At 37.3% G+C, this 24318-nt stretch carries 25 protein-coding genes and 2 pseudogenes; 13 read left to right on the top strand and 14 right to left on the bottom strand.

Features of this window, described 5'->3' with window-relative positions; all coding sequences use genetic code 11:
- Positions 1–11: 11 nt before the first annotated feature.
- The 6 genes from LS67_RS08405 to LS67_RS08430 all read right to left on the bottom strand — a co-directional run bounded on the left by LS67_RS08405 (position 12) and on the right by LS67_RS08430 (position 4788).
- Entirely contained in the window at positions 12–446 is a 435-nt protein-coding gene (locus LS67_RS08405; protein ID WP_034325996.1) for a YqaA family protein, read from the bottom strand.
- 159 nt (positions 447–605) lie between these two features.
- Positions 606–1958 (bottom strand): methyl-accepting chemotaxis protein, encoded by a 1353-nt coding sequence (locus LS67_RS10210; RefSeq protein WP_034325995.1) that lies wholly within the window; start codon positions 1956–1958, stop codon positions 606–608.
- 13 nt (positions 1959–1971) lie between these two features.
- A complete protein-coding gene (locus LS67_RS08415) occupies positions 1972–2463 on the bottom strand; it encodes a PAS domain-containing protein (protein WP_034325994.1) in 492 nt (163 codons plus the stop codon).
- A gap of 243 nt (positions 2464–2706) precedes the next feature.
- Entirely contained in the window at positions 2707–3558 is an 852-nt protein-coding gene (locus LS67_RS08420) for a bifunctional riboflavin kinase/FAD synthetase (protein ID WP_231944836.1), read from the bottom strand.
- On the bottom strand, positions 3497–4252 hold the full coding sequence (locus LS67_RS08425) for a TlyA family RNA methyltransferase (RefSeq protein ID WP_034325992.1): 756 nt from the start codon (positions 4250–4252) through the stop codon (positions 3497–3499). The genes LS67_RS08420 and LS67_RS08425 overlap by 62 nt, the downstream gene beginning before the upstream one ends.
- Positions 4252–4788: a hypothetical protein gene (locus tag LS67_RS08430; protein ID WP_034325991.1), complete on the bottom strand. Its 537-nt coding sequence runs from the start codon at positions 4786–4788 to the stop codon at positions 4252–4254. The genes LS67_RS08425 and LS67_RS08430 overlap by 1 nt, the downstream gene beginning before the upstream one ends.
- Positions 4789–4893: 105 nt before the next feature.
- On the opposite strand from LS67_RS08430, the gene LS67_RS08435 reads away from it, so the two are divergent.
- The 3 genes from LS67_RS08435 to rpsO all read left to right on the top strand — a co-directional run bounded on the left by LS67_RS08435 (position 4894) and on the right by rpsO (position 7669).
- Positions 4894–5787 (top strand): aspartate carbamoyltransferase catalytic subunit, encoded by an 894-nt coding sequence (locus LS67_RS08435; protein ID WP_034325989.1) that lies wholly within the window; start codon positions 4894–4896, stop codon positions 5785–5787.
- A 159-nt stretch (positions 5788–5946) separates the two neighbouring features.
- The gene (locus tag LS67_RS08440) at positions 5947–7263 is read left to right on the top strand and encodes an outer membrane family protein (RefSeq protein WP_034325987.1); all 1317 of its coding nucleotides are present in this window, start codon (positions 5947–5949) and stop codon (positions 7261–7263) included.
- 133 nt (positions 7264–7396) lie between these two features.
- A complete protein-coding gene (gene rpsO, locus LS67_RS08445; protein WP_034325986.1) occupies positions 7397–7669 on the top strand; it encodes a 30S ribosomal protein S15 in 273 nt (90 codons plus the stop codon).
- On the opposite strand, the gene LS67_RS08450 is transcribed toward rpsO, so the two are convergent.
- From LS67_RS08450 to LS67_RS08460, 3 genes are all read right to left on the bottom strand, one after another.
- Positions 7670–8443, bottom strand: a complete 774-nt coding sequence (locus LS67_RS08450; RefSeq protein WP_034325985.1) for a class I SAM-dependent methyltransferase — start codon at positions 8441–8443, stop codon at positions 7670–7672.
- 146 nt (positions 8444–8589) lie between these two features.
- A complete protein-coding gene (locus tag LS67_RS08455; protein WP_138109694.1) occupies positions 8590–10632 on the bottom strand; it encodes a hypothetical protein in 2043 nt (680 codons plus the stop codon).
- A gap of 197 nt (positions 10633–10829) precedes the next feature.
- The gene (locus tag LS67_RS08460; protein WP_034325984.1) at positions 10830–11768 is read right to left on the bottom strand and encodes a D-2-hydroxyacid dehydrogenase; all 939 of its coding nucleotides are present in this window, start codon (positions 11766–11768) and stop codon (positions 10830–10832) included.
- Between the two features lie 65 nt (positions 11769–11833).
- Here LS67_RS08460 and argB point away from each other — a divergent pair, with 65 nt between their 5' ends.
- Together argB and LS67_RS08470 are read left to right on the top strand one after the other, a co-directional pair.
- Complete coding sequence (gene argB, locus LS67_RS08465) at positions 11834–12694, top strand: acetylglutamate kinase (protein ID WP_034325982.1); 861 nt, start codon at positions 11834–11836, stop codon at positions 12692–12694.
- A gap of 15 nt (positions 12695–12709) precedes the next feature.
- Positions 12710–13192, top strand: coding sequence for a hypothetical protein (locus LS67_RS08470; protein ID WP_034325980.1), 483 nt, complete (start codon positions 12710–12712; stop codon positions 13190–13192).
- Between the two features lie 159 nt (positions 13193–13351).
- Here the strand turns inward: LS67_RS08470 and glnA are convergent, their stop codons facing one another.
- The 4 genes from glnA to LS67_RS08490 form a co-directional block, all read right to left on the bottom strand.
- Positions 13352–14791, bottom strand: a complete 1440-nt coding sequence (glnA, locus tag LS67_RS08475) for a type I glutamate--ammonia ligase (protein ID WP_034325979.1) — start codon at positions 14789–14791, stop codon at positions 13352–13354.
- Positions 14792–14926: 135 nt separating this feature from the next.
- Positions 14927–16225 carry an ankyrin repeat domain-containing protein gene (locus LS67_RS08480; protein ID WP_034325978.1) on the bottom strand — a complete coding sequence of 433 codons (1299 nt, stop codon included), beginning with the start codon at positions 16223–16225 and terminating at the stop codon, positions 14927–14929.
- Positions 16222–17220, bottom strand: a complete 999-nt coding sequence (gene trpS, locus LS67_RS08485; RefSeq protein WP_034325977.1) for a tryptophan--tRNA ligase — start codon at positions 17218–17220, stop codon at positions 16222–16224. The genes LS67_RS08480 and trpS overlap by 4 nt, the downstream gene beginning before the upstream one ends.
- Before the next feature lie 268 nt (positions 17221–17488).
- Positions 17489–18619 carry a hypothetical protein gene (locus tag LS67_RS08490; protein WP_052099823.1) on the bottom strand — a complete coding sequence of 377 codons (1131 nt, stop codon included), beginning with the start codon at positions 18617–18619 and terminating at the stop codon, positions 17489–17491.
- A 210-nt stretch (positions 18620–18829) separates the two neighbouring features.
- On the opposite strand from LS67_RS08490, the gene LS67_RS08495 reads away from it, so the two are divergent.
- The 8 genes and pseudogenes from LS67_RS08495 to porC form a co-directional block, all read left to right on the top strand.
- The gene (locus tag LS67_RS08495) at positions 18830–21676 is read left to right on the top strand and encodes a hypothetical protein (RefSeq protein WP_034325976.1); all 2847 of its coding nucleotides are present in this window, start codon (positions 18830–18832) and stop codon (positions 21674–21676) included.
- A 158-nt stretch (positions 21677–21834) separates the two neighbouring features.
- Positions 21835–22131, top strand: a complete 297-nt coding sequence (locus LS67_RS08500) for a DUF4299 domain-containing protein (protein ID WP_236096378.1) — start codon at positions 21835–21837, stop codon at positions 22129–22131.
- 50 nt (positions 22132–22181) lie between these two features.
- A complete protein-coding gene (locus tag LS67_RS08505) occupies positions 22182–22871 on the top strand; it encodes a hypothetical protein (RefSeq protein WP_034325974.1) in 690 nt (229 codons plus the stop codon).
- Between the two features lie 18 nt (positions 22872–22889).
- Complete coding sequence (locus LS67_RS10145) at positions 22890–23021, top strand: hypothetical protein (protein ID WP_011115394.1); 132 nt, start codon at positions 22890–22892, stop codon at positions 23019–23021.
- A gap of 40 nt (positions 23022–23061) precedes the next feature.
- Positions 23062–23475, top strand: a complete 414-nt coding sequence (locus LS67_RS08510) for a hypothetical protein (protein WP_034325973.1) — start codon at positions 23062–23064, stop codon at positions 23473–23475.
- Complete coding sequence (locus LS67_RS08515) at positions 23472–23891, top strand: hypothetical protein (protein ID WP_236096379.1); 420 nt, start codon at positions 23472–23474, stop codon at positions 23889–23891. Before LS67_RS08510 ends, LS67_RS08515 begins: the two co-directional genes overlap by 4 nt.
- Positions 23888–24031, top strand: a complete 144-nt coding sequence (locus LS67_RS10020) for a hypothetical protein (RefSeq protein ID WP_231944832.1) — start codon at positions 23888–23890, stop codon at positions 24029–24031. The genes LS67_RS08515 and LS67_RS10020 overlap by 4 nt, the downstream gene beginning before the upstream one ends.
- A 92-nt stretch (positions 24032–24123) precedes the next feature.
- Positions 24124–24231: pseudogene (porC, locus tag LS67_RS10025) on the top strand (pyruvate flavodoxin oxidoreductase subunit gamma); the annotation flags it as partial.
- On the opposite strand, the pseudogene LS67_RS10030 reads toward porC, so the two are convergent.
- Positions 24221–24318: pseudogene (locus LS67_RS10030) on the bottom strand (type IV secretory system conjugative DNA transfer family protein); the annotation flags it as partial. The pseudogenes porC and LS67_RS10030 sit on opposite strands and share 11 nt — an antisense overlap.

The following is a 24318-nucleotide window of genomic DNA, read 5'->3' on the forward strand; positions in this document are numbered from 1 at the left end:
AATTTTACGCTTTACCCCATAAATGGCACGAGGATTAAAGCATATCGTAGCATTTTACCAAGTGCAATACCTACAATGCTTAGTATTTGATTGTAACGAACAATACCAAGTGTTAAAGCAAAAATATCGCCCACAAATGGAGCAAAAACAAAAAACGCATAGATAAAACCAAATCGCTTGATTTTTGGTGCAAAGGCATTAATTTTATCTTTTGCTTTTGGAAAAAATCGCTCTATAAACGCGTATCCACCATAATAGGCAAGATAATAGGTGCTCAGGCTTCCTAAAATATTTCCTGCACTCGCAACAATCCACACAGCCAAAGGCTCAAACCCAAAGCCCACAAATCCCACTACAAAAGCTTCAGAACCAAGTGGATAAAGTGTGCTTGCCACAAAACAAATAGCAAAAAGTGCGAGTAATCCATATTCATAATATTCAGACATTGTTATCTTCTACGCACTCTTATATCCCTAGATTCTAAACCTACATCTCTCATCTACTTTTATAAATGTTTGAATAAGATTTATATCAAACTCCTATGAATAAACCCACAAAACCTTATGTAATAAAATCCGCATAGAATCCTATAAGTTTTCAAGGGCTCAAGCACTCTGCTCTTGTGACTTATCTTTTTCTTTCCACATATCAGCAAGTTTTTCAAATTCTTTAAAGAGAGTGTCGGTAGTTTCTTCCATTATTTTGAATGATTCAAGGACGTGTGGATGACACATATTCTCATTACAAGAAAGCGCATCATTTAGACCATTTTTGGCAGATTCTACAATACTCTTATGAGTATCAACAATTTTTTCTAATACCTTTGTCCCAGCATAATGCACATTGCCACGTTTTTGCAACCAATTATCAAAAACTAACATAATATTATTTGTAAGATTTTCATCATTGACTTCTTTAAGAACATCATCATACACATCACTCTTAAAAATGAGATAATCTGTCATTAAAATACTACTATACAAACGTGCATTGATAGTCATTATGGAAGTTTTAATTTCTGATGAATAAGAGTTAATTTCTTCAAAAGTTGATCCAAATCCATTCATTGTATTGCCAAAATCATTCATTTGCTCAGTCATCTTCTGAGAGTTTTCATAAATCTCACTTGTAGCCTGTTGGAAGAGATTAATTTGTGTCCAAATATCTTTTGTAGAATGCTGCGTTTTTTCAGCAAGCTTCCTCACTTCATCGGCTACCACTGCAAAGCCCCGTCCGTGTTCTCCTGCTCTTGCTGCTTCAATGGCAGCATTGAGGGCCAAAAGATTTGTTTGGTCTGCTACATCATTAATCACATCAACAATTGAATTAATCTCACCAGAACGTTCGCTCAATCCACTCACCGAATCACTATTAACCACAACAAGCTCTCGTGCTTGCTCAAGCATACGCATAGAATCTAAAATCTTGGCACAATTTTCTTGAGAATAGGTTGCCATTAGTGATATTTTTTGCAAAACATCACTAAGAGTTGCCAAAATTTTATAAAAATCATTTTGTATGATTTTTTGTTGTTGTGGATTCTTATTGATATTTTTTAGGGCAAAATTAAGTTCTCTCTTTGCACTCATTTTTGCCACTTCCCTACTTGCATTGATATTATTATTAACATATGTGCCTACTGCTTGTAAATTTGGTAATATCCCATCAGTCAAAAATGGTCTAAAACTCCCCATTTCCAAAGATTTACGAATGACAATATTATTTTCCCGAATAAAAGTTTCCAAATTATTAAGCAATTCATTCAAACCTCGCGCAATATGGCAAACTTCGGTATTACCGATATTTGTTATTCTTGGCTCAAAATTACCCTTTAATGTCTCATCAATTAAATATTTAACTTTCTTTACCGCTTGTCTGTCTTGTTTTATTTTTGCTGTGAGATAAAAAATATATCCAATTAAAAGAACACATAAAACGCCTAAAATTGCAATAATCATTTCCCACCTCCTTTTATTGCTCTACTTGCGTATGCAAAATGAAATCCTCATAGCTTTCACCCAGCTCTTGAAAATGTTTGTGAAAAAGTGCCAAGCCAGATTCTATACCACCATTTTTTTCTGCTTCTTTTATTTTAGCATAGAGTTCAGTAGCGATTTTTATCCCTTTTGCATTTGGTTTTCTCCGCACAGAATAGTATCCAATAATATTGTCATTCATATCAAAAGATGGTGTTACATTCGCAAAAACCCAATAATAGCTTCCGTCTTTAGAGAGGTTTTTTACATATACATTGACTTCTTCTCTATTTTGGATTTTTTTCCACAAATATGCAAAAATACTTCGTGGCATATCAGCGTGCCGCACGATATTATGAGGTTTGCCCAAAAGCTCTTGCTCGGTAAAACCAGAAATATCAATAAATGCTTGATTGCAATAAGTTATTTTGCCCTTTGGGTCAGTTTTTGATACCAAAAAACCGCTAACAATTTTCTCTCCACCCATTCAAATCTTCCTTTTTTAAATAAATCCTCCAACGACTTAGACCTCTTTTACCGAAATCTGTATTAATAAACAAAGTTTAAATAAATAAAATAAAACAAAAATATTGAAAATGTATAACATTGCGACAAAATGAGGCTACAAAAAGCAAAGATTCTAAAAAATGTAGAGAAAAAGTATTTTGTAAGGCTTTCTTTATTTGAAAATTTTAGAATCTTTACTTCACAAAATGTGTTGCACCCACAACTACAATGCTAAATTTTTATCCGCATTATGCAAAATCTCCCCAGCCTCTTGCACATCTTGTGTAATCGCTTCTTTCAAGCACTGCAGATTCAAAAACTGCTGATTGTCTCGTATTTTTTGCACGAAAAATATCCCTGCTCTATCGTTAGGCAAAATATGAATCTCACGTTCGAGTATATGCGTCTCTATACTAAAAGCATTGTCGGTGCTTAGGCGATTTCCTATGAAACTCACGCTCGGTAGCAATTCCTCTCCAAGCTGCGTGAAAGTCGCATACACACCATTTTGTGGCAACACATAATCCTGTGCGCGAATATTGATAGTTGCATAAAGCACCTTTGAACCAAGATTCTGTCCGGGTATGATACCACCCTCTATATAATAGAATCTACCAAGCATTTTTGCCGCCTTTTGCATATCACCCGCGCGGATAGATGCTTTAATGAGGCTTGAATGCACACTCACACCATTGACGCGAAATTCAGGCATAACTAGCACCTTTTTACCAAAAAATTCTATAAGCTCATTCACGCCATACGCGCGATTTTTGCCAAAAGCAAAATCATAGCCCACGACTAATTGAACCAAAGAGGGAAATTTGTCATTGATAATTTCCATAAAGTATGCGCCACTCCAGCCCATAATCTCCTCAAAGCACACCGAAATAACGGGATAAGGGCTATACAGAGCTTTATTTGGTGTAAGCGTCTCGCCCTTGCTCTCTATGCAGAGCAAGGTGCTTTGAGGTGGTAAATGCGTGATTAACGCCCTATGGGCAAGGTGCATACCATCAAATTTTCCCAGTGCCAAACCCTGAATCTGTGCGTCTTGCGGCATAGATAAAAAACTCAATATTCCCCTCCTTTCCTGCTATATCGCTTTGCGCGGTGTGAATAATGTTAAAATCTTCGCGCACATCAAAACAAAATTTTTCTAAAGCCTTGAATCCTATATTTTTATCCTTAATCACACCCTTTTTGTCTCTTTCGATATGCTTACCAACTTCAAATTGTGGCTTAAAAAGCCAAATATATTCCTTACTAGAAATGCGCTTGAAACTCTCTACAAGCTTATAAAGCGAGATGAAGCTCACATCGCACAAAAGCAGGTCAAAGCCTATTTCATCATTAAAATCCCTCGCATCACATTGCTCAAAAACTCGCACTCTAGAATCTTCCCTTACACTCGCGTGAAGCTGATTTGTCCCCACATCGACACACACCACCTCACGCACACCGCATTCTAAAAGCACTTGCGCGAAGCCTCCGGTGCTAGAGCCAATATCGCATACTCGCTTATTGTGGAGATGATTTTGCTCCCACAAATGCGCCTCCTCAAGTCTCTTAACAAAGCTTCTTAGCTTGTATCCTGCCCTGCCAACGAGCAAACCCTGCGTATCAATATGAATCTCATCGCTGGATTCTAACAATGTGGCATTTCTATAAACTTTTTTACCATTGACACTCACGCAACCTAGTGCAATAGCCTCTTGTGCCTTTGTGCGTGAGGATAGAATCTTAGAGCAGTAATTGTCTAATCGTTGCATTACCTTGCGAGATTACCTTTTAGTTTTATATAACCAAAGTCAAAGCTAATATCGCCAATCCCCTTTATATGTGCAATGAGCTTTAGGCTATCTCTCCCTCTAAATCCAATGCTACTAAATGAGACTTTGTAAATGTCATTATACACAATATCAGGCGCGAACTGCCCCAAATCTCGCTTGTCTTGTATAAGCACTTCATATGCCTCAATGCTTTTGTATGTATTTTTTAATGTGAAAGAAAGTCTATTTTGCGCTATTTTTTCATCTCGTGCATACATTTCTACTAAAAACACCTCATCACTGCCACTCACAAAATCTTTGCTCACTTCATTCATATAGCGCACAATCATCAACACGCGTGTGCGATTATTATCTAGAATCTGCCCCTTGCGCATCGCCTGAATGGCATTTTCTTTTTGTGTCTTTTGCGTGCTATTATGAGCTGAAGGGATATGCACGAAATCTTTACGATGAAAATCACTACAACCCACACACAGCACACACATTATGATGATAAAAATTCTAGTAAATAACATATCCGTAACTTTGCTTAGATTCTATGAATATTGCAAGAAAGCAATGTAATTTTATCACAAACTTTGATACAATAGCGCAAGATTTCACATAAAGGATTCTATTTTATGCAACCACCCAAACATCTCCTTCGCACAAGCGACCTAAGCACAGAACAAATTGAATCTATCCTCTCATCAGCCCAAATCTATAAAGATATGCGCCATAGGGAAAGCCTAAAAAACAAGACAATCATTACAATTTTTTTTGAAAACTCCACACGCACACTCTCTAGCTTTGAAATCGCTGCTAAACGCTTAAGCGCTGATGTAGTGCGACTTGATGTGAGTAAAAGCTCTACTGCTAAGGGCGAGAGTATGTCTGATACTGCAGCTAATCTTAACGCTATGAAACCTAATGCAATCATCATTCGGCATAAAAACGCTGGAGCTGGGTATTATCTCAAATCTCAAGTGAGTTGTTCTATTATTAATGGTGGTGATGGCGCACACGCACACCCTACACAAGCCTTGCTTGATTTACTTACTTTAAAGGAGCATTTTGGTAATGATGTGGAGAATCTTAAAGGCAAAAAAATTGCCATTGTGGGTGATATTAAAAATTCACGCGTGGCAAATAGTAATATAGAATTGCTTACACGTTTTGGTATGGAGGTGATTTTGGTTGCTCCACCACATTTTCTTCCACCTACAAATCTCTACACAACAACATATTTGCGTGAAATTGCCAAGGAAGTTGATGTATTTATGAGCTTACGCACGCAAACTGAAAGGCACGATAAGCAAATTTATGGCTCACTCAAAGACTATGCTTCACAATATTGCATTACACCAGAAATTTTAGGCGATAGAGATGTGATTGTTTTGCACCCCGGACCTGTGCATCGTAATATTGATATTGATGATGAGGTTCTTAAAGATCCTCGTTGCAAGGTTTTGGAGCAAGTAACCAATGGTGTATGTGTGCGTATGGCAGTGCTAGAGTTTTGTATTTGTGCTTAAGTCGCCTATCTTCGCCTTTTTTGTTTCTTGTTTTATTGTAATGTATTAAGTAAAAATTAAGTATAAAATGTTAAAATACATATTGTATTCTTAAAAATATGTAAATATTTACAATATTTTTTAAGAATATTTTAATTTCTACAACACAAAGGAAAGAAAATGAAAAAAACTTTAGCGTATATAGCTTTAGGGGGGGGGTTGCTTACTTCTAGTCTCAATGCTTTTGATTATAAAGTAAGTGGTTCAGCAGAGAGTTTCACAAAGTGGGGTTTTAACAACCAAAAGTTTGATAAAGCAAACAATCAAGCACCAACAGAGAGTTTTACAACATTATTCGCACAGCTTAATCTCAATGCAGATTTAGGAGCAGGATTCAAAGCTGGACTTGGCGGGGCTATTGGTGGATTAGCTTTTGATTCTACTCGCAATGACTCATTAGTCTCTAATATTGGTTCGCCTGTTGTTACAGCATATTTTGGAACTGCGTGGGATAAAGAGAGGGTGCAAAACTATATGGTGCAAAATGCTTTTTTAGAATATAGCTATGGAGAGAATGTGTATCTTAAAGCAGGTCGTTATGAATCTGGAAAGGTTGGGGAATGGTTTAGCGGCTACACTCAAGGGGCAGAAGGTTATTTTCAAGCAGGTGGTGTAAAACTTTGGGGCTTTTTATCAAATCGCCGTGCCTTTGCATATGACCAATGGTTTAATGATTTCTATCGTGTGCTTGGCACATATGCAGGTGGGGCTACGCGTAATATTTATGCAGCAGGACTTGATTTTAGCAGTAGTGGGCTTACACTCTCTGCATTTTCTTACTATACTCCGGGTGTATATACCGCACCTGGGGCAAGTATCACTTTTGATAGTAATCCGAGCAAAGAAGCACAGGGATTCAAATCTTTAACTAAAATTCGATTTCTTGCTCCTGTGGCTGATTCAAGTAGGATAGGATATGCAGATGCTAGATGGGGTGAGGTGGAAAAATACTCTTATACACTTCATATTGAGCAAAAATTTGAAATAAATATGTTTTTCTTTGGTGCAGGGTATTATCAAAACTTTGGTAATGCAAGTGAACTTATAGGGCGTTGGGGGAATCCTCTATCACTTGATATTTGGACAGGAAGTGCGTATGATATAGGGCAGGCTCTTAATGACATTATAGGGAGAAATGCAGTTACAGGTTATGGCTTTTTAGGTGCAAATTATGGAAATTTTGATTGGAAAATTTTAGGACGCGGCACAAATAGCCCAAGAAGTGCAGAACAAAGCGTGGCATTTATCCTTAATTATCAAATCCGTGAGGATATTTCTATAGGTGGAAAATTAGAATGGTTTAGTGATACAACTAAAGCAGGATATAGTCCTCTTGGAGGTTCTTATGTAGATCAAGCAAATAGACCAGCAGTGCTTACTAACAATCGTAAAGATGACCGCTCTCACGCATTTTTCTATATACGCCATACTTTTTAATGGCTAGATTCATAAGTGAGGACTTTCACTTAAATAAATAGTGAATCTTTGTAGATATGGGGCTTATTTTATGCGTTTTTTAGGTTTTTAGGATAGAATGCGTCCTTTAATTTATACCAATCAAGGAGGTCAAATGGCTTTAGATATGGCGAAAAAGAAAGAGATTATCGCGAAGTTTGCACGAGACAGCAAAGATACAGGCTCAAGTGAAGTGCAAATTGCGCTACTCTCACAAAGAATTGCGGATTTGACAGAGCATTTGAAAGCAAATCCTAAGGACCACTCAAGTCGCTTAGGACTTTTGAAGCTCGTAGGACAGAGAAAATCACTTCTTGGCTATCTTAAAAAAACGCAATATGATCGCTATGCCAAGCTCATTACAGAGCTTAAGCTAAAAGATAGATAACTACTTCTTTTCAAAGGCAAATAGCCCGGTGCAATAGCTTCTCTTATGCGGTGCAGGAAGAGAAGCTATTGCATTTTGGTTTATTTGCAAACTCTCATTTTCCCACTTCATACATTCTACAACATCAAGTGTATCGGGGATATAGCCCATTTCTATAATTTGCATTTCATCAAGCACATCTATAATACTTTGTGGCTTGTAGATTCTATGCGCATTAAAACATAGTCTATCTTCACTCGCCACTGGCACACTGAAAAATAACCTACCCTTAGACTTTAACACTCTTTGAAATGACTTGAGTGCTTTCTCCCACGCGTCAGGCTCTATAGGGTCTCCATATCTCCCAAGCCCAAAATGCTCCACACTACATAAAGCCGAGAGAGATTCTATAGAATTATCCGCAATACCCGCTAAAAGCGTGGCATTTTCTTGGATATAGGTTACCCCCCCCCCCGCTTTTAAGAAGCGAGTGTCAAATTGATTATCCATAGGACGAATATCAAACAAAACAACCTTTTGTTTTTGTGCGAGGAGATGAGCGATAAAACCATTTACACTAGAGCCCACATCATAATGCACACTCGGCTTATACTCTAGCACCTTTTGCGCACCCCATATATCTTGTATAAAATATTGCTTATCAATAGATGTGCCATTTTGGGCATATTTGTCTTCTAAACAAAGATAATCCCACGCATTATCAAGCTTGAAACGCTCATCTGCATTAAGTCGCGTGTAGTCTGCCTTATCTTGTGCGATTTCCGCCTTACTCATTGGCTTACCACCCTTTGCATAAGTCCATAATCTAGAGCAAAGCTTGTATAGAAGGCGCAATATCTCTCGCAAAATCTTTCTTCCTAGAGATTTTTTCTGTTTCTTTATTTTCCTTTATGTAGTGAGATAAGGCGCGGATTCTAACATTACTCCTTGCCTTTTTGGCTTAAACGCGCAGTGATAAGGAGGATGAGCATACAGCACATACCGGTAAAAATCACCTCGCCAAAGGAGTTGAGTGCCTTTGTCTGTGAAGTAATAAGTATCCCAAAGCTTATACCGGTAGTGAGTGCGGAGAATAAAATCGCGTGAGTAGATCGGGGATTTTCCCCCTCTTTTATTGCATAAATCCCATAATCCACACTCACAACAACAAGAATAAGTAATGCAAAAAGGTGCATCATATTGAATCCGCTATGGCTTGCCACAACACATAAAGCCATACTCAGTGGAAATAGCACAAAAGCCCACGCGTGGAGAAAAGCCCTACCCGTGCTAAAAGCAAGACTTACAAGCATAATACAAAACGCGCTAAGCAGCACAATTAGCATTGGCTTATAAATATCATCTGCTAAGCCGTCCATAATCTCTTGCAAGGAGCGAGAATCAAACGCAATATGAGCTTTTGTGATAGATTCTAATTCTTGTGTATTCCATAGATATGCCGGAGATTCTCCGTGCGTAATATCATCAAGCAATGAGCGCATTGCCTCAAGCTGGGTGTGTGAAAATGAGGCGAGATAATAATATTGTGAAAGCTGTGAGTTGCCCTCATTGATATGAAACTTTATCTCACCTATATGTTGCAAAAGTCCGCGCACAAAGAGCATAAGCCCCTCTTTTTCTTGTGCAAAAAGAAGCACTTGCTTTTGATTTTTATCTGCCAAAGATTCAAAAAATGCCTTTTGCTCTAGCATTGTAGTATTTTGATAATCAAGCTTTGATAAGTCAAAATCAAGCTTAAGCGCGTTAAAAACAAAAATAAACCCTGCAAGTGAAATTACAAGGAACACAAAGCTAGGCACAATGCCCTTATGAATCTTCGCCACACTTGCAAAGATTCTAGGCTCTTTAAAGCCTACGCATGGATAAATAAATGCAAAACTCACATAAGCAACACTAAGTGAAATCATCGCATAAAGGGCAAGTTGCGCCAAAAGCGGAAAAGGCACAAAGAGGCACACGCCAAAGCCCACCATTGTGGTGAGATAGCCATAAAATACTGCTTTATTGAATCTTGGGCGTGGCAGTGAGGCATTTGCAAAACTTGATGAATGTGTGTAAGCACCAAAAAAATGGTGGTGCATCATATAGTCAATGGCAATGTTTGAAATCCCCATACCAAAGCTTAGTGCCATAATTGTAACCTTAGGATACACACAAAGTGTGAGCAAAATCGCTATTGTATTTGAAAAAATCAGTGTCAAAATGGTGCAAAATGTAAGAAAAGGTATGCGAATAATCACAAAATATAGCACAATAAAAACGAGCGAGGCAAAGCTCAAGAGGAAATTGACCTCCTGCAAAATCAAATGCAAATTCTCTACACGCATAAAATCTGGCGAAAAATACACCAAAGTGGGATAAGTCTTTGCAAGATTCTTGAATGCTTCTAATGTGCCTTGCAATGCGCTATCCTCGAGACTCTCTAGCTCTACAAAAAGCATTAGCCCATAGTCCTTAGCCTCTAAATGCTTTGGTATATCTTGGCTAGATTCTATATTTTTTGCTGTATCTTGCAGAGTGTGTTGATTGTAAGAATTGCTTGAGGGATTAGCAAAGTGGTGCAAAAGTGGTGCAAAAATATTATTAGCATCTGTGCTTACAGCTTTAGAATCTTGCTTGAATGAAAGCAAATACTTTTCATTATGCGTCAAAAAATCATAGAGTTGCGCCTTAGCCCCCACATCATAGGCAACAATAGAAGCGACATTAGGCAAGGCTAAAAGGTATTTTTCAATCTCCTTTAGCTCTGTGAGTGCATTTTCATCAAAGCCTTTAATGGCGAGTGGCACATATTTTGAACTTGCAAAATACCTATGCGCCTCAATGAGAGTTTTGCTTTCATTTTGCGGAAACAAATCAAGCACCTCTTGGCTAATCCTCTCTGGCTTAAAAGTCAGCACAAAAGCACAAAGCACCGCGATAAAAAGTAATATAAAGATAAAAAAAAGTTTTTTGCCCTGCAATTTTGCACCCCTTATTGATGATTTGCCCTTGCCCTGCAATACTTGCTACCCTGCACATTTATCCCCGCCACAGATTCTAAAATCCTAGATATAAATTATAGAATCTATATCTTAGATTCTATAAAGTAAAACACAGGCTTGATTTTTTTGTTGCCACAAAAACATAAGCTCAATCAAAACACCCAGAAGCCACAAAACTAAAGGTTTTTTTGCTCTACATAATCTTGTATATTTTTTGCTGTAAGTGCGATTAAACGCTCCCTTGCCTTATCATACGCCCACGCGGTATGTGGCGTAAGGAGGAGCTTATGAGTAATGCTAGGATTCAAAAATGGGTGATTTACCCTCATTGGTTCAGTCTCTAGCACATCTGCGCCAAAATACATATCTTTACTTTTTAGAATCTCGGCTATGTCCTCCTCATTCACAATCCCGCCTCGCCCAACATTAATGAGTAATGCGCCATCTTTAAGGAGATGTAAATTTGTGCGGTTTAAGAGATTTTTTGTTTGAGGATTAAGCGGGGCGTGGATAGAGATAATATCGCTACCTGAAAGCAAAGATTCTAAACTTTTACGCTCATAATCACTCTGTGTATTTTTCCCACTTGTAGAGTAATAACTCACCTGCGCGTCAAAGGCTCGTGCCAAATGCGCCACGCGCTGCCCTATACTACCAAAACCAATAATTCCCCATTTTAGATCCTTAATCTCCCTTAATCCGCCATTGATATGCACGAAAATGGGGCTTTTGCTCCACGCACCACTTTTACAATACTCATCATAGTAATTAAGTCGCGCCAAAAGAGACAGCGCAATACTCAAGGTATGCTGCGCTACTGAATCTGTCGAGTATCCGGCGACATTTTTAACGATAATGCCCTTTTTTGCCGCAAAGTCCAAATCAACATTATTCATACCTGTGGCGGTAATACAAATGAGCTTCAAATCACTAAGTTGCGATAAAATCGTCTCATCAAGCACGACTTTATTTGTAAGCACCACCTCCGCGCCTTTGCAACGATTTAAGACTTCATTTGGTGCGCTAAAACCATAGCTTGTAACCTCTCCTAGAGCGTTAATCGCACCTAAGTTGCATTCACCTAGAGTATCTGCATCAAGTATAACAATTTTCATATCTTAGTCCTTTGAATAAAATTTGAGATATAATAGCATCTCACTTTTTCAATAGGGGTTATTTTATGCAAAAAAATACTAGGGTTGTGAAAATATTGCTAGATTCTCTCCCATTTATTAGAATCTTTCGTGGCAAGATTATCGTAATTAAATATGGCGGCGCAGCCCAAAGCAGCCCAGAACTCAAAGAAAAATTTGCTTTAGATATTGTCATTATGTATATGCTCGGGCTTAAGCCTGTGATTATCCACGGCGGGGGCAAACGCATTAATGAAGTGCTTGATACTATGGGGATACAAAGCTCGTTTAAAGACGGCTATCGTGTAACTTGCGCGGATTCTATGCGTGTAGTGGAAATGGTGCTAAGTGGCGAGATCAATAAAGAATTGACCGCGTTTTTAAACTTCCACGGAGCAAAGGCGGTGGGTATAAGTGGCAAAGACGCTCATTTACTCCAAGCGGTGGCGAAAGATGATGGTGCGCTTGGCTACACAGGCGACATTACACAAGTCAATCCCGAGTTTTTACTGCAAGTTATTGACAATAGTTTTGTGCCCGTGATTGCACCTATTGCAACAGGCGAAGGTGCGGGGCATTTGGGCTATAATATCAATGCCGATCTTGCCGCGTGCCATATCGCAAAAGCTTTGAAAGCAGAAAAGGTAATTTTTCTAAGCGATATTGCCGGGGTGCTTGATGCAAACAAAGAATTGATTTCTACACTCACACCAAAAAGCATTAGGGCACTTGAAAAAGAGGGAGTAATAAGCGGTGGAATGATTCCAAAACTCGAAGCTTGTGTGGATTGCGTGAAAAATGGTGTGGAAAAGGCACATATCATAGACGGACGCGTGGAGCATTCTTTGCTTTTAGAGCTTTTCACATCGCAGGGTATTGGCACACAGATTTACGATGATACACATTAATGAGGCAGGGCAAAAATGACTTTAGATTCATATCAATACAGCTTTTTAGAGAAGTTATGGCTCAAGCTAGAATCTCGCTCGGCAGACAAAAACACAGAGTATATTATTATGATCTTGCCCGTTATACTCTTTATGCAAAAAGAACGGCTCGATACTCTGCTTGATGATTTACCAAAGATTTTAGCACTCTATCTCAAGCCCCACCTTATCCAGCGCGTTTTTAGTCATATTGTGATTAAGCTCAAAAAATATGACAAAGACGAACAACTTTTTCTACAAGAACGTCATAAGGCACTAGAGTGTATCTCTATAAATATCCAGCTCTACGCACTTGTGCTTGATTTATTTGAGGATAAATCAGAACACGAACTTGCGATTATTGAAGAAATCGTGCGTAAAAAATATGACAAAGACTATCAGCTCAACAAAAAGAGTCGCCGACTGCTTTCCTATCAAGAAAAATATTGTAAAGACAAAGAAAATGTGATAAAAAATTAATCTTAAGGTATTTATATATTGTAAATCTTGCTATTCACGCGAATTGCAACGCGCAAACTAAAACAAGGTAGATTCTAAGCGCAAGATTTACAAACAAGATTCTATATACTCTAAGCACGGGGCAATGCTGTTCTTAAGTAGCATTGCCTACACTAGAATCTAGCAACTATAAGTAGTAAGGAACTCAAATGGGTGAGGGCGTGCCTCCCAAGGCCAAATCTCTGTTTCAAACTTATATGCTTTATAAGTTTGGATAAATTCTTCACTAAATACACCGCCTTCTTTAAGATATGCTTTATCAACAAGCATTTCCTCAATAGCGTGGCGCAAAGTGTGTGGTAGTTGTTTAATGCCTTTTTCGCGAATTTCATCTAAAGTAAGCTCAAAAAGATTGATTTCCATAGGCGCGCCCGGGTCAATTTTGTTTTTTATCCCATCAATTCCTGCGAGTAAGAGGCTTGCAAATGCAAGATAAGGATTTGCAGAGCTATCTGGGAATCTAAATTCCATTCGTTTTGCTTTCTCGCCGCTATTATATGGGATTCTGATACTTGCAGAGCGGTTTTGTGCGGAATAAGTGAGGATACTTGGTGCTTCAAAGCCCGGAATGAGACGCTTATATGAATTTGTGCTAGGATTTGTAAAGGCGGCTAATGCGCGTGCGTGTTTAAGCACACCGCCTAAGAAATGCAATGCCATTTCGCTTAAGCCTTGATATGCCTCTCCTGCAAAGAGATTATGTCCGTCTTTCCAAATGCTGATATGCACGTGCATTCCGCTGCCATTATCGCCATAGAGTGGCTTTGGCATAAAGGTTGCAGTTTTGCCATTGAGGTGGGCGACCATTTTGACAACATATTTAAGCTTTTGCACATTATCCGCCGCTTCAAGCATATCGCCAAACTTTACGCCAATTTCATTTTGCCCTTGTGCGACTTCGTGGTGAAGCACGAAAGTTTCTAATCCTACTTGATTAAGCACTTTGACGATTTCAGCGCGTAAATCCACCATAGAATCTACAGGTGGCACAGGAAAATACCCACCTTTTGTGCCGGGACGATGCCCCATATTTACACCGCCTTCAAACTCACGCGCACGATTCCATTCGCCCTCTTCGGAATCTATCTCATAATATTGACAATTCACAGAATCTTTAATCTTAATAGAATCAAATACAAAAAACTCATTCTCTGGTCCATAGTAGGCGACATCGCCAATACCGCTTTCTTTAAGATATTTCATTGCGCGTTTGACAATACTACGCGGACATTTCTCATAAGGCTCATTTTTATAAATATCCCAAATATCGCAAAAGACTACCGCAGTGGTATCAGCAGTAAATGGGTCAATGAAATACCGCACAGGTTCAGGGATAAGCATCATATCGGATTTATCTACGGGCTGCCAAGCAGGGATAGAGCTACCATCAAAAGGTATGCCCTCAAAGATTTCTTCGTTAATTGCATTGCGAGAAAAGCTCAAATGATGCCATACGCCTTTAATGTCACTAAAACGGAAATCAATAAATTCTACTTCATTTTCATCACAGAATCTAAAAAACTCTGCTACCGCTTGTTTATCTATGCTTACTCTACTCATCAATACTCCTTTAATGCTTTAATTTATAGAATCAAAATGTGGCGATTATAGCATAAGTGAATCTTTCTTTAACAAATGCCAAAGTTTTTAAAATAAATTTACTCTGTGTTCTTTAAGGATTCTATGAATTTGCGCTCATTGGGATTTGCTTTTGCGATATTCTAGCTCATCTCTTGCTCTACAACTTGTTGTTTTAGCAAGAATTCGTAACTCTTCATCACTAAAAGATGAGTATTCATCGTGTTGGTCTATGATACAGGGCTTACATTTGGGTTTATCGCAGAAAAAATATGTTTTAAATATGCCATCATTAACCCTTTTGCCTTTAGGACTATACCAAATTCCCCTGCCATCGGGATATAAGTCAAAATCCCATACTTCCCCATAAGCTTTGAGTGTGCCTTTTATCTCACAAGAAAAGCCACCAAATAATAATTGATAATTTCCTCCTGAATTTTGCACACTAGCATTATTAAAAAATTGCGCAATATCTTCTTTACTAAAGTTTTGCGTTTTAAAATCACAATTTGCATTAAAATCTCTTTTATTTGCATCTGAATCATCTCTAATATTAAAGTCTAATATCTCAATGTTTGCTTGGGCAGCATCATATTGATTTGCAAATTGCTCTAAAAGCGGTGTTATTGTCGCTCCTGCATTTTTAAGTCTGTGTATTTTAGTTTCTTGGTTTTGTATCAAAGATATTCTTGCCTTTTTAGCTTCTTCATCATTATTATCGATAGGCAGTGAGAGCTGAAAGCTAAGATTATAAGGATATTCTTCTCCTGCTCGTAAGGTTAAAAAAAGTGTGTCATTATAGGCTTCTTGGTAACTATCAATAGGCAAAAGCTTTTTCACAAGGGTAAAAGTTTGCTCATTATTTGCAGCAAGAAAAAGAGCATTTGCCTTACCCATAAGATGAATATCTGCTCCTTTTGAAAGCATATAGGGCAAATGCTCAAAATACCGCTCAATAGGCGTTAAATCTCCATTACTTTGATTAATATCTGCACCAGATTCTATGAGGATTTTTGCAATATCAAAATCTTTAGCAATAAGAAGTGGAGACCACGACTGCCCCTCCTCGCCATCGGGGCTTAGTCCAAGTGAAAGCAAATAGGTTAAAATCTCCTCACTCCCAGCCCACGCTGCCTTTCCCACAGCACATATATTTGATGAATCTAATGCGTGGAGATTTACCCCCTGCTTTATTATTGCTTTGAGTTCCTGCAAATTTTTTGATTGCGTAATGGCGGCAAAAAAAGCTTTTTCTAATTGCAGATTGCTTGTTGATTGCAAGGGCTTTTGTGTTAGATTTTGGGCGGAATCTCTATCTATTATGGTTGTTATGGAATGTTGCTTTAAATCCTCTTTGTTTTTTTGCGAACAGCTTATGAAGCATAGGGAGCAGAGGAAATAAACAAAAATCCTCATACAAGCCCCACTAATCTTTTTGCATTCTCATAAGTGGCTTTTGCGATAGGGCGGATAGAATCTGCACTTTTTGTAAGCACAGATTGGATATAGGCTTTATCTTGGCTGATTTTGGCATAGGATTCTTGGATAGGACGCAGAGATTCTATAATGACTTCCGCAAGAGCCATTTTTAAATGTCCATAGCCTTTGCCTTCAAATTCTGCCTCAATGCTTTTGCGGCTTTTTTGGGTAAAAATCTCATAAATGCAAAGCAAATTATATAGCCCTGCACGAGATTCATCAAAAACAATGTTGCTTTGAGAATCTGTAACGGCTTTTTTACATTTGCGCGTAATCACATCAGGGCTATCAAGCAAGAATATCGCGTGATTCTCGCCTTGAGCGGATTTACTCATCTTAGATTCTGGACTATCAAGCCCCATTACACGCGCACCAACTTGAGGTATCATCGGTTCTGGGATATTGAAGCATTCTCCAAAATCGCGATTAAATCGCATTGCAACATCGCGTGTAAGCTCTAAATGCTGCTTTTGGTCTTCACCCACAGGCACAAAATCGGCTTGGTAGAGCAAAATATCTGCCGCCATAAGTGCAGGATAATTAAATAAGCCGACATTAATATTTTTTGGATTCTTATTTGATTTGTCTTTAAACTGCGTCATTCGGCTCATATCGCCCATAGGGATATTGCAATCTAAAATCCACGCTAGTGCGGCGTGTTCATCAATTTGACTTTGAATAAAAAGATGTGATTTTTTCGTATCAATCCCACAAGCAAGGAGAATGCCTGCAAGCTCATAAGTTTTGTTTTGTAATTCTTGTGGGTTTTGTCGTATCGTAATAGCGTGAGAATTGACTACACAAAAGATATTTTCATACTGCTCTTGTGAATCTACCCAATGCCGCACTGCACCTAAATAATTGCCTAAATGAATATTGCCTGTGGGTTGAATGCCTGAAAAAACGCGCTTTTTGCTTGAAGTGTGAGACATACTATTCCTTAAAAATAAAGTTTATAGAAATTAAGTTCCAAAAGCAGTATTGTATCAATTTTAGCTTATATCACTTATATATTTTACTTAGATATTAAGTTAAATAACTTTGAGTAAAAGGAGAAGCGAGAAAATCTAGTTTCAATAGACCAAAACGACTTGGCAAAGCTAAAGGATATTTTAAAGATTATCCTGCGCAAATATCTTGCTATGAGATAAACATTAAAGGCGAAAATGGAGAATGCCCTTTGCTTAAAGCCTTACAATCTTATACTAAGAGATTTCGCGGGATTTCCTCAATCCTCGCAAACATCTTGGAAGTCTCATCATCTACCACAACCGCTTCACCTTTTTCAAGGCTTTCTAAACCTTGCATAAATTTTTGCAAAGAAAGAAAATAAGCCAAATCCCACTCGTCCTCTTCAAATATCGTGCCATACTTGTTTCCCTTTGTAGTGAGGATTTTATACTCCTCAATCTTGCCTTGCAAAAAACTCTCAAAGTCCTTGCCCTGCGCGTTTTTTCTGCCCTTGTGAAGCCCAAGAAAGAGTGCGTATTCTAGCACTTCTAAGGTTTTATCCTCAAACATCGCAAAGACAAAAGGTACGATTTCTCCCTCTGGCTTGGTATATACATCATCGTTGCTAAGCCCTTTAAGGTCTTTTGCGTTTAAAAACAAACTTAGCCCCGCTTTTGGCAAAGCAAAGAAGCTATTATCTAGCACTTCCTCGCTAAAAAGCTTGTTTTTAAGTGCGTAGATAAAAACTTGCTGCGCTCCTGTAAAAGTGTCTCTGTAATTATGCACCGCATTGTAATAAGAAAACGCCTCGGTGTAAATTTCACCAATACTAAAAGGGCTTAGCAAATCCCATATCTTTTTTAAAGTCTCTCCCTTTTTTATCCCTAAACACTCAAATTTTTTCGTTTGCGCCTCAATGTCAAGTATATCACTCCAAGCATATCTTAGTTCCTTAAGATAATCTTGCTTAAATTCCACGCCATTTTTAATAAGAAGTTCTGCAATATCTACCCTGCCACCATTTAAGGCACTTGCTAAAAAATCATGGCTTTTTTTGCCACCCTTTTGCGAAAGCAAAAAGTCTTTATCCTGTGCGTTTTGGATAATAAATTCTACAAGCTCTAAAGGCGCACAGGCAAGCGCACTCCTTGTTCCGGTGGTTCTTTCTTCTATCTCCACAAAGTATTTTGTATTGTTTATACATTTAAGCACTCTAGCTAAATCTTTATCGCTGATTTTCTTATTTTTCTTGCTTTCAAGGATTTGCTTTAAGTCCTCCAACGCTTGTTGCAAATGCTCTACATAAGAGCCAAACTTCTCTGAGCTGGGTCCTTCTTTTATAAAATCACAAACTGCTTTGATGTCTTTAAGTTGTTTCATTTTTTCTCCCTTGAATCATTCTTGCGTGGCACATTATATTGTTTTTTTGCAATCAAGTTCAGGCGTTGAATCCGCAGACAAAAGATTCTAAAAATTGCATTGAACCTTGTAAATCCCTAACGAATTTTATACAATGCTAAATGAAAACACAAATTTTGCAGAAGCGCGCTTTCATATCAAAGAGTTTCAAAAGGTTTAAGAGGAGAAAGTTTGCGATTAGAATCTATTGTTTTGACAGCCGTGCTTCTTGTGCTTGCTTGTGCAAGTTTCTTTTTGATTGTCAATGTATTTGAGTTAAGCCATACAAGTATTGCGCTTATCATTTTTATTTTGGGGCTGATTTGCGCAAAATTTGTCTTTCCTATGATGATAAAAGCCAAAGTAAATCAAAAGAATAAAGAATCTAACAAAGAGGCACATACAACGAAAAGAGCAAAAGAAAAAGCCATAAGGATAGAGGCGCAAGATAGGAGTGATGAGTCTATTGAGATAACATTTCCAGAGGAACAAGGGCAAGAAAGCTTAGTGAAAGATACATTAAACTTAAAGCAAGTAGTGAGCGACCCAAACTCTATTTACCACACAATAATCCACAACAAAAGGACTTTGCTTGATTTTCTTTTTATGCAAAGCAAAAAGAGCGGGAGAATCCCAAATATCGCTCTTTTCTTTGGCTTGGATTGTAAAATTAAGAAAAAAGACATTAAAGCTGTTTTGGACGCGTTTAATATCAGTTTTTATGATGAAAATATAAATGAGAATTTTAAAAGAAGCTTTGCATTTATCACACAAGCAAAGGCTGATTATGGGTTGATTGTGCTAGAAAAAGAAAGCGGAGAGCTTATTGATGTCATTCTTGCTAATGAAACGATAAATAATATATATGATTTAAGTCTTGAAATCTGGAATCTCTTTGAAAATGCTAACCCTTATCCACAGGCAAAAAGCTTAAGTGGTAAGAGTTGTCTGCTTTTGTATGATAACTTTATCACGCGATATAGTGGGGATATATACTTTCATATGGGTAGCATTAACTCACTTGATATAAGAGAAAGGCTTAAAGATAAAAGGGAGCAAAATATCTTTGGCTATATAGAGCGAGGCGTATCAAGTGGCATTGATAGTAGCGAATGTGAATACAATAAGGAACAAGCACAAAAGGCATTAAGGGCTTTAAGTGAGTATTTTGATGATGATATGTTGGCTTTTGTCAATACGACTAGCTTTAATGCACCCTTTAGTGCGCTAGTCAAAGATAATGGCAAAAAGCTACAAGTGCTGTTTTTTAGCGATGAATACGATTCTAATGGAGTAGATGTTGATAATAATTTTTTTACTGACCCTTATCTAGCCCTGCTTGATACACTAGGAGAAGAGGAGGAAATTTATGCGGAATCGCTTTATGGTGTAAATTTATTAGAACCAAAAGAACAAGCAGAATCTATGCAAGATAATGAAAAAGACGACAATAAAGAGCAGAATTGGGACTTCAAGGCAGATTCTTTTCATATAAAATCCTTTGATATGACAAAAGCCATTATACAATCGGTAAGAAATGCAAGTAATGCAATGGAGCAAGATATTGAAGAATACGATGAAGTAAGCAGTGAGCATAAGGAAATGTATCTGCAAAAAGAGAAGCAAAATGCGTTTATTGCAGTTTTCAAACTCTCAAATGAGGAGTATGCAAAACTCACACCAAAAGACTTTCAAAATTACCAAAAAGAGCTCAACTCCTTGATTAAGAATTTTGTCATTGCCATTGAACATTTTGAGGAGGAATTAGAGGTAGAATATACGCAAAACTTGCGCAATATACTAGAGGATAAAAAGAGCGTTATTTTTGTAGAGAGTTTTCTCCCGTTAAGCTTACCAAAGAGTTTAAGATTTTTGAGTGGGGAATCTAAACAATTACTTAAAGGAGCGAATCGCACTTTGTTTTTGAATCTTATAAGAGCTGGAGCAGAGGTAGAATGGGAGCTTGTGGAACAAGCGGAAAATGCCGCACAATGGTATATTTCATCACAGCTGCAAAGATACAATCTCTATCAAGCATTGCGAAAAAACAAAGATTCTAAACTTTATGATGAAAAATATTCCATAAGTGATGAGCAAAAAGAAGCCTTTGTGCTTTCACTTCCTACAACCAAAATCCTACAAGAACTTTGTGCGATTCTTAGGTCTGCCTATTATACAGATGGCACGGTGCAAATAAGGGCTTTGCAAAGTCTCGTGCAAGAATCCGAACTTGATGAGTGGATTTTGCCTCAATATGAGGAACTTTTCATAGGTGGGGAAGCTACCAATTATGATTGGCAATTACTTTCTTATGAGAGGGTGCAAAATCAGCAAAACTATGATGAAGCCTATAATGCAACCATAGAAAAACTTAAAAAATCTCTACAATCTGGAGAGCAAACACTCTTTTATGAGGATATTTTAAAATATGAAGATTCTCTAAAAAATAGGGTAGATTCTCAAATACTACACAAAAGAGGCAAAGCAAAAAGACAAATGGGTAATAAAGAGGTAGATAGCACAGACAGAGAGGGTGCTTATGATATGCTTTTTAAGGCAATTATGCTTTCAGATTTTGATTTATTTCAAGAGGCAATCGCTAATGGAGCAGACGCAAATGGTGTAGTAAGTGCAAAACAAGCGGAGAGCGAACTTGCAAGGGAGCAATATTTGTGTGAAGAGGGTGCAAGTCATTATGCTATGGCGGTTGGCAAAATTTTAGATTGCATAGCACTTGATGATGAGGATTTGAGTGAGGAATCTTTGAAAGAAAAATGTGAGGAAAGCTTTAAGATTGTCTATGCGATGAGGGATTTAAATCCCTGCAATGAGGCATTAGAATTTACAAAAGAAATGCTGCAAGATACACACGATGACTGGTGGTATGAAGCTTACAAAGAAGCTGATGAGTTTGGCTATGAAGGCGATTTAGATGATGAGGAGGCACTGCATACTTGGCTAAGAAATCATAAGCCTTTAACATACTTTGAAGTGCTAGGCAAAGAGCTAGGTTTGGATTTGGAATTAAGCTGGGAATGAAGTAAGGCTCTAAGGATAAAAATATAAAATCAATACTAAATGATTTGATATAGAATCTTGTTTGTTGCATTAAAGCTTAAAAAATAAATTTTAAAGAGGAAGACACAATGGAAGATTTAGCAAAATTGCAAAGGCGTTGGGAATAAGCATTTGAATCTATGCCCAAACTCTATGAAACACCCGAAGGTTTAATGGTAAGTTTCACTTTAAGTGAAGATACCGATACGATTCTCTTTAAAGAACCTTGGGAAAACTTTGAACTAGAAGATGATGAGGAAGCAGAGTGGAGAATAAGCTTTTTTAGTATTAGCGAAAATAAACCTTTAGGATATTTAGAATACAAGGAAGCTTTAGAGAAATTACAAGATTATGCTTTAATGCAATCAGAAGAGAGAATCTTAATAAAAGCTATGAGTTTAAAAGAGCTTGAGGGCTTGGGATTAAAAGGATTGTAAGACAGAGGATAGTCTTTATCAATAATTTTAGATTTAATAAAGGATTTGAGATGATACAGCAGAAGATATTAGATGAAATTGTTATAAATTTTTGCAAAAAGCTAGACAAATTTTCAGCACAATATGGCTTAAAAACAGAGGAATTTATAACTTTTGGTGTTTTTGATAATTTACTTTTTACTTTTGAACATTATTTAGAGCAAGAGGAAGATTGCATAAGTCTTGATGTTTCTTTTAGGGTGAAATCCATAAAAAGCGATGAGATTCTATGCTCTAGCCTAGAGCTTGATGAGCCTGATTTGGACTTTAAAATCTTAAATGAATATGGCGTAAGGTCTTTTCCTTATTCTTTTAAAAGTATGGAATTTTCCAATATGCAAGAATTGCAGGAATTTGCTTTAGATGATATGCCTAGTGATTCTTATCATAATTTTTTGAGTGCCTACAAGGAGAGCATAGAATCTCTTTTGGAAGCCTTTAAAGTCGACACATCTAGCACGATACAAGGACTTTATGATTTTGTTTATAAATATGAAAATAATAAAGATGTGTTTTGGAAAGATAGAACCCTAATGCAAATTTTACTTCTTATAGAGTTAAACCAAAAAGAACAAGCACTTAAGATTTTAAAAAATGACCCAAGAACTAATGAAGAACGTAAGATTTCTATAGAATATGATAATGAGGAAGTAGAAATATTTGATATTTTGATTTATTCTTTGGAGAATAATATTATATGAGTATCTCAAGCCAAAAAGATGTATTTAGACTACGATTGCAATACTTTTTATATGGCAAGGACTGATGAGCAGATTTTGAATTATCTTAATGACGAGGAATTAAGGCAAGATTTGCAAAGCTTTGTGGAATCCAAGGCAAAAGGCAAATAAATCACGGGGCTTTTGGGAATCCTCTAAAAGGAGAAAGAAAATGAAGTTTAAGAATATAAAACACGGAATCCCCTTTCAAAGAGAGTTTGAGTTAGAGGGTGCAAACATTGACTTGCGCAATGATTTTTGCTTGTATAAAATCACAAACAGCGCAAAGACTTTGGAGCTGTTTTTCAAATCAAATAAAACAAATATATGCGATGTAAAAATGACTTTTTGGGATTGTAAGTTATTACACTTATGCGCGTATTGTGAGGATTTAGGGAAATGTCAAGCTCATTTTATAGATTTAGTAAGGACGAATTGGGACAATATGACAGGCTATATTGAAAAAGATGATGAAATGCTCCTTAGCCTATATTTTGATGAAGATTTGGAATCCATTACTTTGTATTGCAAGAGCTTTGAAATAGTTTTTGTGCAAGAAAATGCCCAGTCAAAGGAAAAACAATGACAAGAGAACAAGCGGAGCTAATCATCAAAGAGGAGCAGTTAATTTATACAGATTGGTATCCTTCTTATGAGCACGTAGGAGAATTTCATCTTACTATGTGGTTTGATTCTAAAAGTAATAAATTCGAGGTGCTTTACATTGGAGAACGAGGCTGTGTCGAGCGTGAATATGCCTTTGATTATGAAAGAGAAGCAATCGATAAAATGCTGCAAATGAATTATTGGCGTAAATATTATGATAATGAAATAGACTTGAGCGGTGATGATAGAAAAGAACTCGCTTTACAAGTCATCAAAGAGGAACGTTTGCAAGTCATTTGGGACAATGAGGCTTTGAAGCCCTTATGTGCGGGTATTAAGCACGATAAACAAAGAGATAAATATATTTTTTTATCACAGATTCTAAAGCAGAAGTGATAGAGTGGAGGAGTATTGAGTTTGAGGGAGATAGATATAGTGAAACTTTTGAAGAAGTATTTAGTGATGAGGATACAGCCCTCTATGCGCTTATTAATCGTGCTAGAATGATAAAACAAGGAAAGATAATTTTGTGTTAAGGTATCTTTATCAAGATTGTTTCAAAATGATACTAATTTAAGCAAATTCTCGTTAAAATCACATTTAAATCTATTGAAAGAAAGGAGATACAATGCTTGAGATACGATGGCATTCTCGTGCTGGGCAAGGCGCTGTAACAGGTGCGAAAGGTCTTGCCGATGTAATTGCAGGCACAGGCAAAGAAGTGCAAGCTTTTGCTGTCTGTATCCTGCTGTTTTTTGATAAAGCTCCCCTTTGATGTCTAGCACCACGCAACTTTGTGGTAAAGACAAGAGATTAGGAATAG

Source organism: Helicobacter sp. MIT 03-1616, from assembly GCF_000765685.2.
GTDB lineage: Bacteria > Campylobacterota > Campylobacteria > Campylobacterales > Helicobacteraceae > Helicobacter_C > Helicobacter_C typhlonius.

Excerpts from the sequence above, each read along its gene's own strand:
- LS67_RS08405 (WP_034325996.1), bottom strand. The coding sequence starts at position 446 with ATGTCTGAATATTATGAATATGGATTACTCGCACTTTTTGCTATTTGT.
- LS67_RS10210 (WP_034325995.1), bottom strand. The coding sequence starts at position 1,958 with ATGATTATTGCAATTTTAGGCGTTTTATGTGTTCTTTTAATTGGATAT.
- LS67_RS08415 (WP_034325994.1), bottom strand. The coding sequence starts at position 2,463 with ATGGGTGGAGAGAAAATTGTTAGCGGTTTTTTGGTATCAAAAACTGAC.
- LS67_RS08425 (WP_034325992.1), bottom strand. The coding sequence starts at position 4,252 with ATGCAACGATTAGACAATTACTGCTCTAAGATTCTATCCTCACGCACA.
- LS67_RS08430 (WP_034325991.1), bottom strand. The coding sequence starts at position 4,788 with ATGTTATTTACTAGAATTTTTATCATCATAATGTGTGTGCTGTGTGTG.
- LS67_RS08435 (WP_034325989.1), top strand. The coding sequence starts at position 4,894 with ATGCAACCACCCAAACATCTCCTTCGCACAAGCGACCTAAGCACAGAA.
- LS67_RS08440 (WP_034325987.1), top strand. The coding sequence starts at position 5,947 with ATGAAAAAAACTTTAGCGTATATAGCTTTAGGGGGGGGGTTGCTTACT.
- rpsO (WP_034325986.1), top strand. The coding sequence starts at position 7,397 with ATGGCTTTAGATATGGCGAAAAAGAAAGAGATTATCGCGAAGTTTGCA.
- LS67_RS08450 (WP_034325985.1), bottom strand. The coding sequence starts at position 8,443 with ATGAGTAAGGCGGAAATCGCACAAGATAAGGCAGACTACACGCGACTT.
- LS67_RS08460 (WP_034325984.1), bottom strand. The coding sequence starts at position 11,768 with ATGAAAATTGTTATACTTGATGCAGATACTCTAGGTGAATGCAACTTA.
- argB (WP_034325982.1), top strand. The coding sequence starts at position 11,834 with ATGCAAAAAAATACTAGGGTTGTGAAAATATTGCTAGATTCTCTCCCA.
- LS67_RS08470 (WP_034325980.1), top strand. The coding sequence starts at position 12,710 with ATGACTTTAGATTCATATCAATACAGCTTTTTAGAGAAGTTATGGCTC.
- glnA (WP_034325979.1), bottom strand. The coding sequence starts at position 14,791 with ATGAGTAGAGTAAGCATAGATAAACAAGCGGTAGCAGAGTTTTTTAGA.
- LS67_RS08480 (WP_034325978.1), bottom strand. The coding sequence starts at position 16,225 with ATGAGGATTTTTGTTTATTTCCTCTGCTCCCTATGCTTCATAAGCTGT.
- trpS (WP_034325977.1), bottom strand. The coding sequence starts at position 17,220 with ATGTCTCACACTTCAAGCAAAAAGCGCGTTTTTTCAGGCATTCAACCC.
- LS67_RS08490 (WP_052099823.1), bottom strand. The coding sequence starts at position 18,619 with ATGAAACAACTTAAAGACATCAAAGCAGTTTGTGATTTTATAAAAGAA.
- LS67_RS08500 (WP_236096378.1), top strand. The coding sequence starts at position 21,835 with ATGCCCAAACTCTATGAAACACCCGAAGGTTTAATGGTAAGTTTCACT.
- LS67_RS08505 (WP_034325974.1), top strand. The coding sequence starts at position 22,182 with ATGATACAGCAGAAGATATTAGATGAAATTGTTATAAATTTTTGCAAA.
- LS67_RS10145 (WP_011115394.1), top strand. The coding sequence starts at position 22,890 with ATGTATTTAGACTACGATTGCAATACTTTTTATATGGCAAGGACTGAT.
- LS67_RS08510 (WP_034325973.1), top strand. The coding sequence starts at position 23,062 with ATGAAGTTTAAGAATATAAAACACGGAATCCCCTTTCAAAGAGAGTTT.
- LS67_RS08515 (WP_236096379.1), top strand. The coding sequence starts at position 23,472 with ATGACAAGAGAACAAGCGGAGCTAATCATCAAAGAGGAGCAGTTAATT.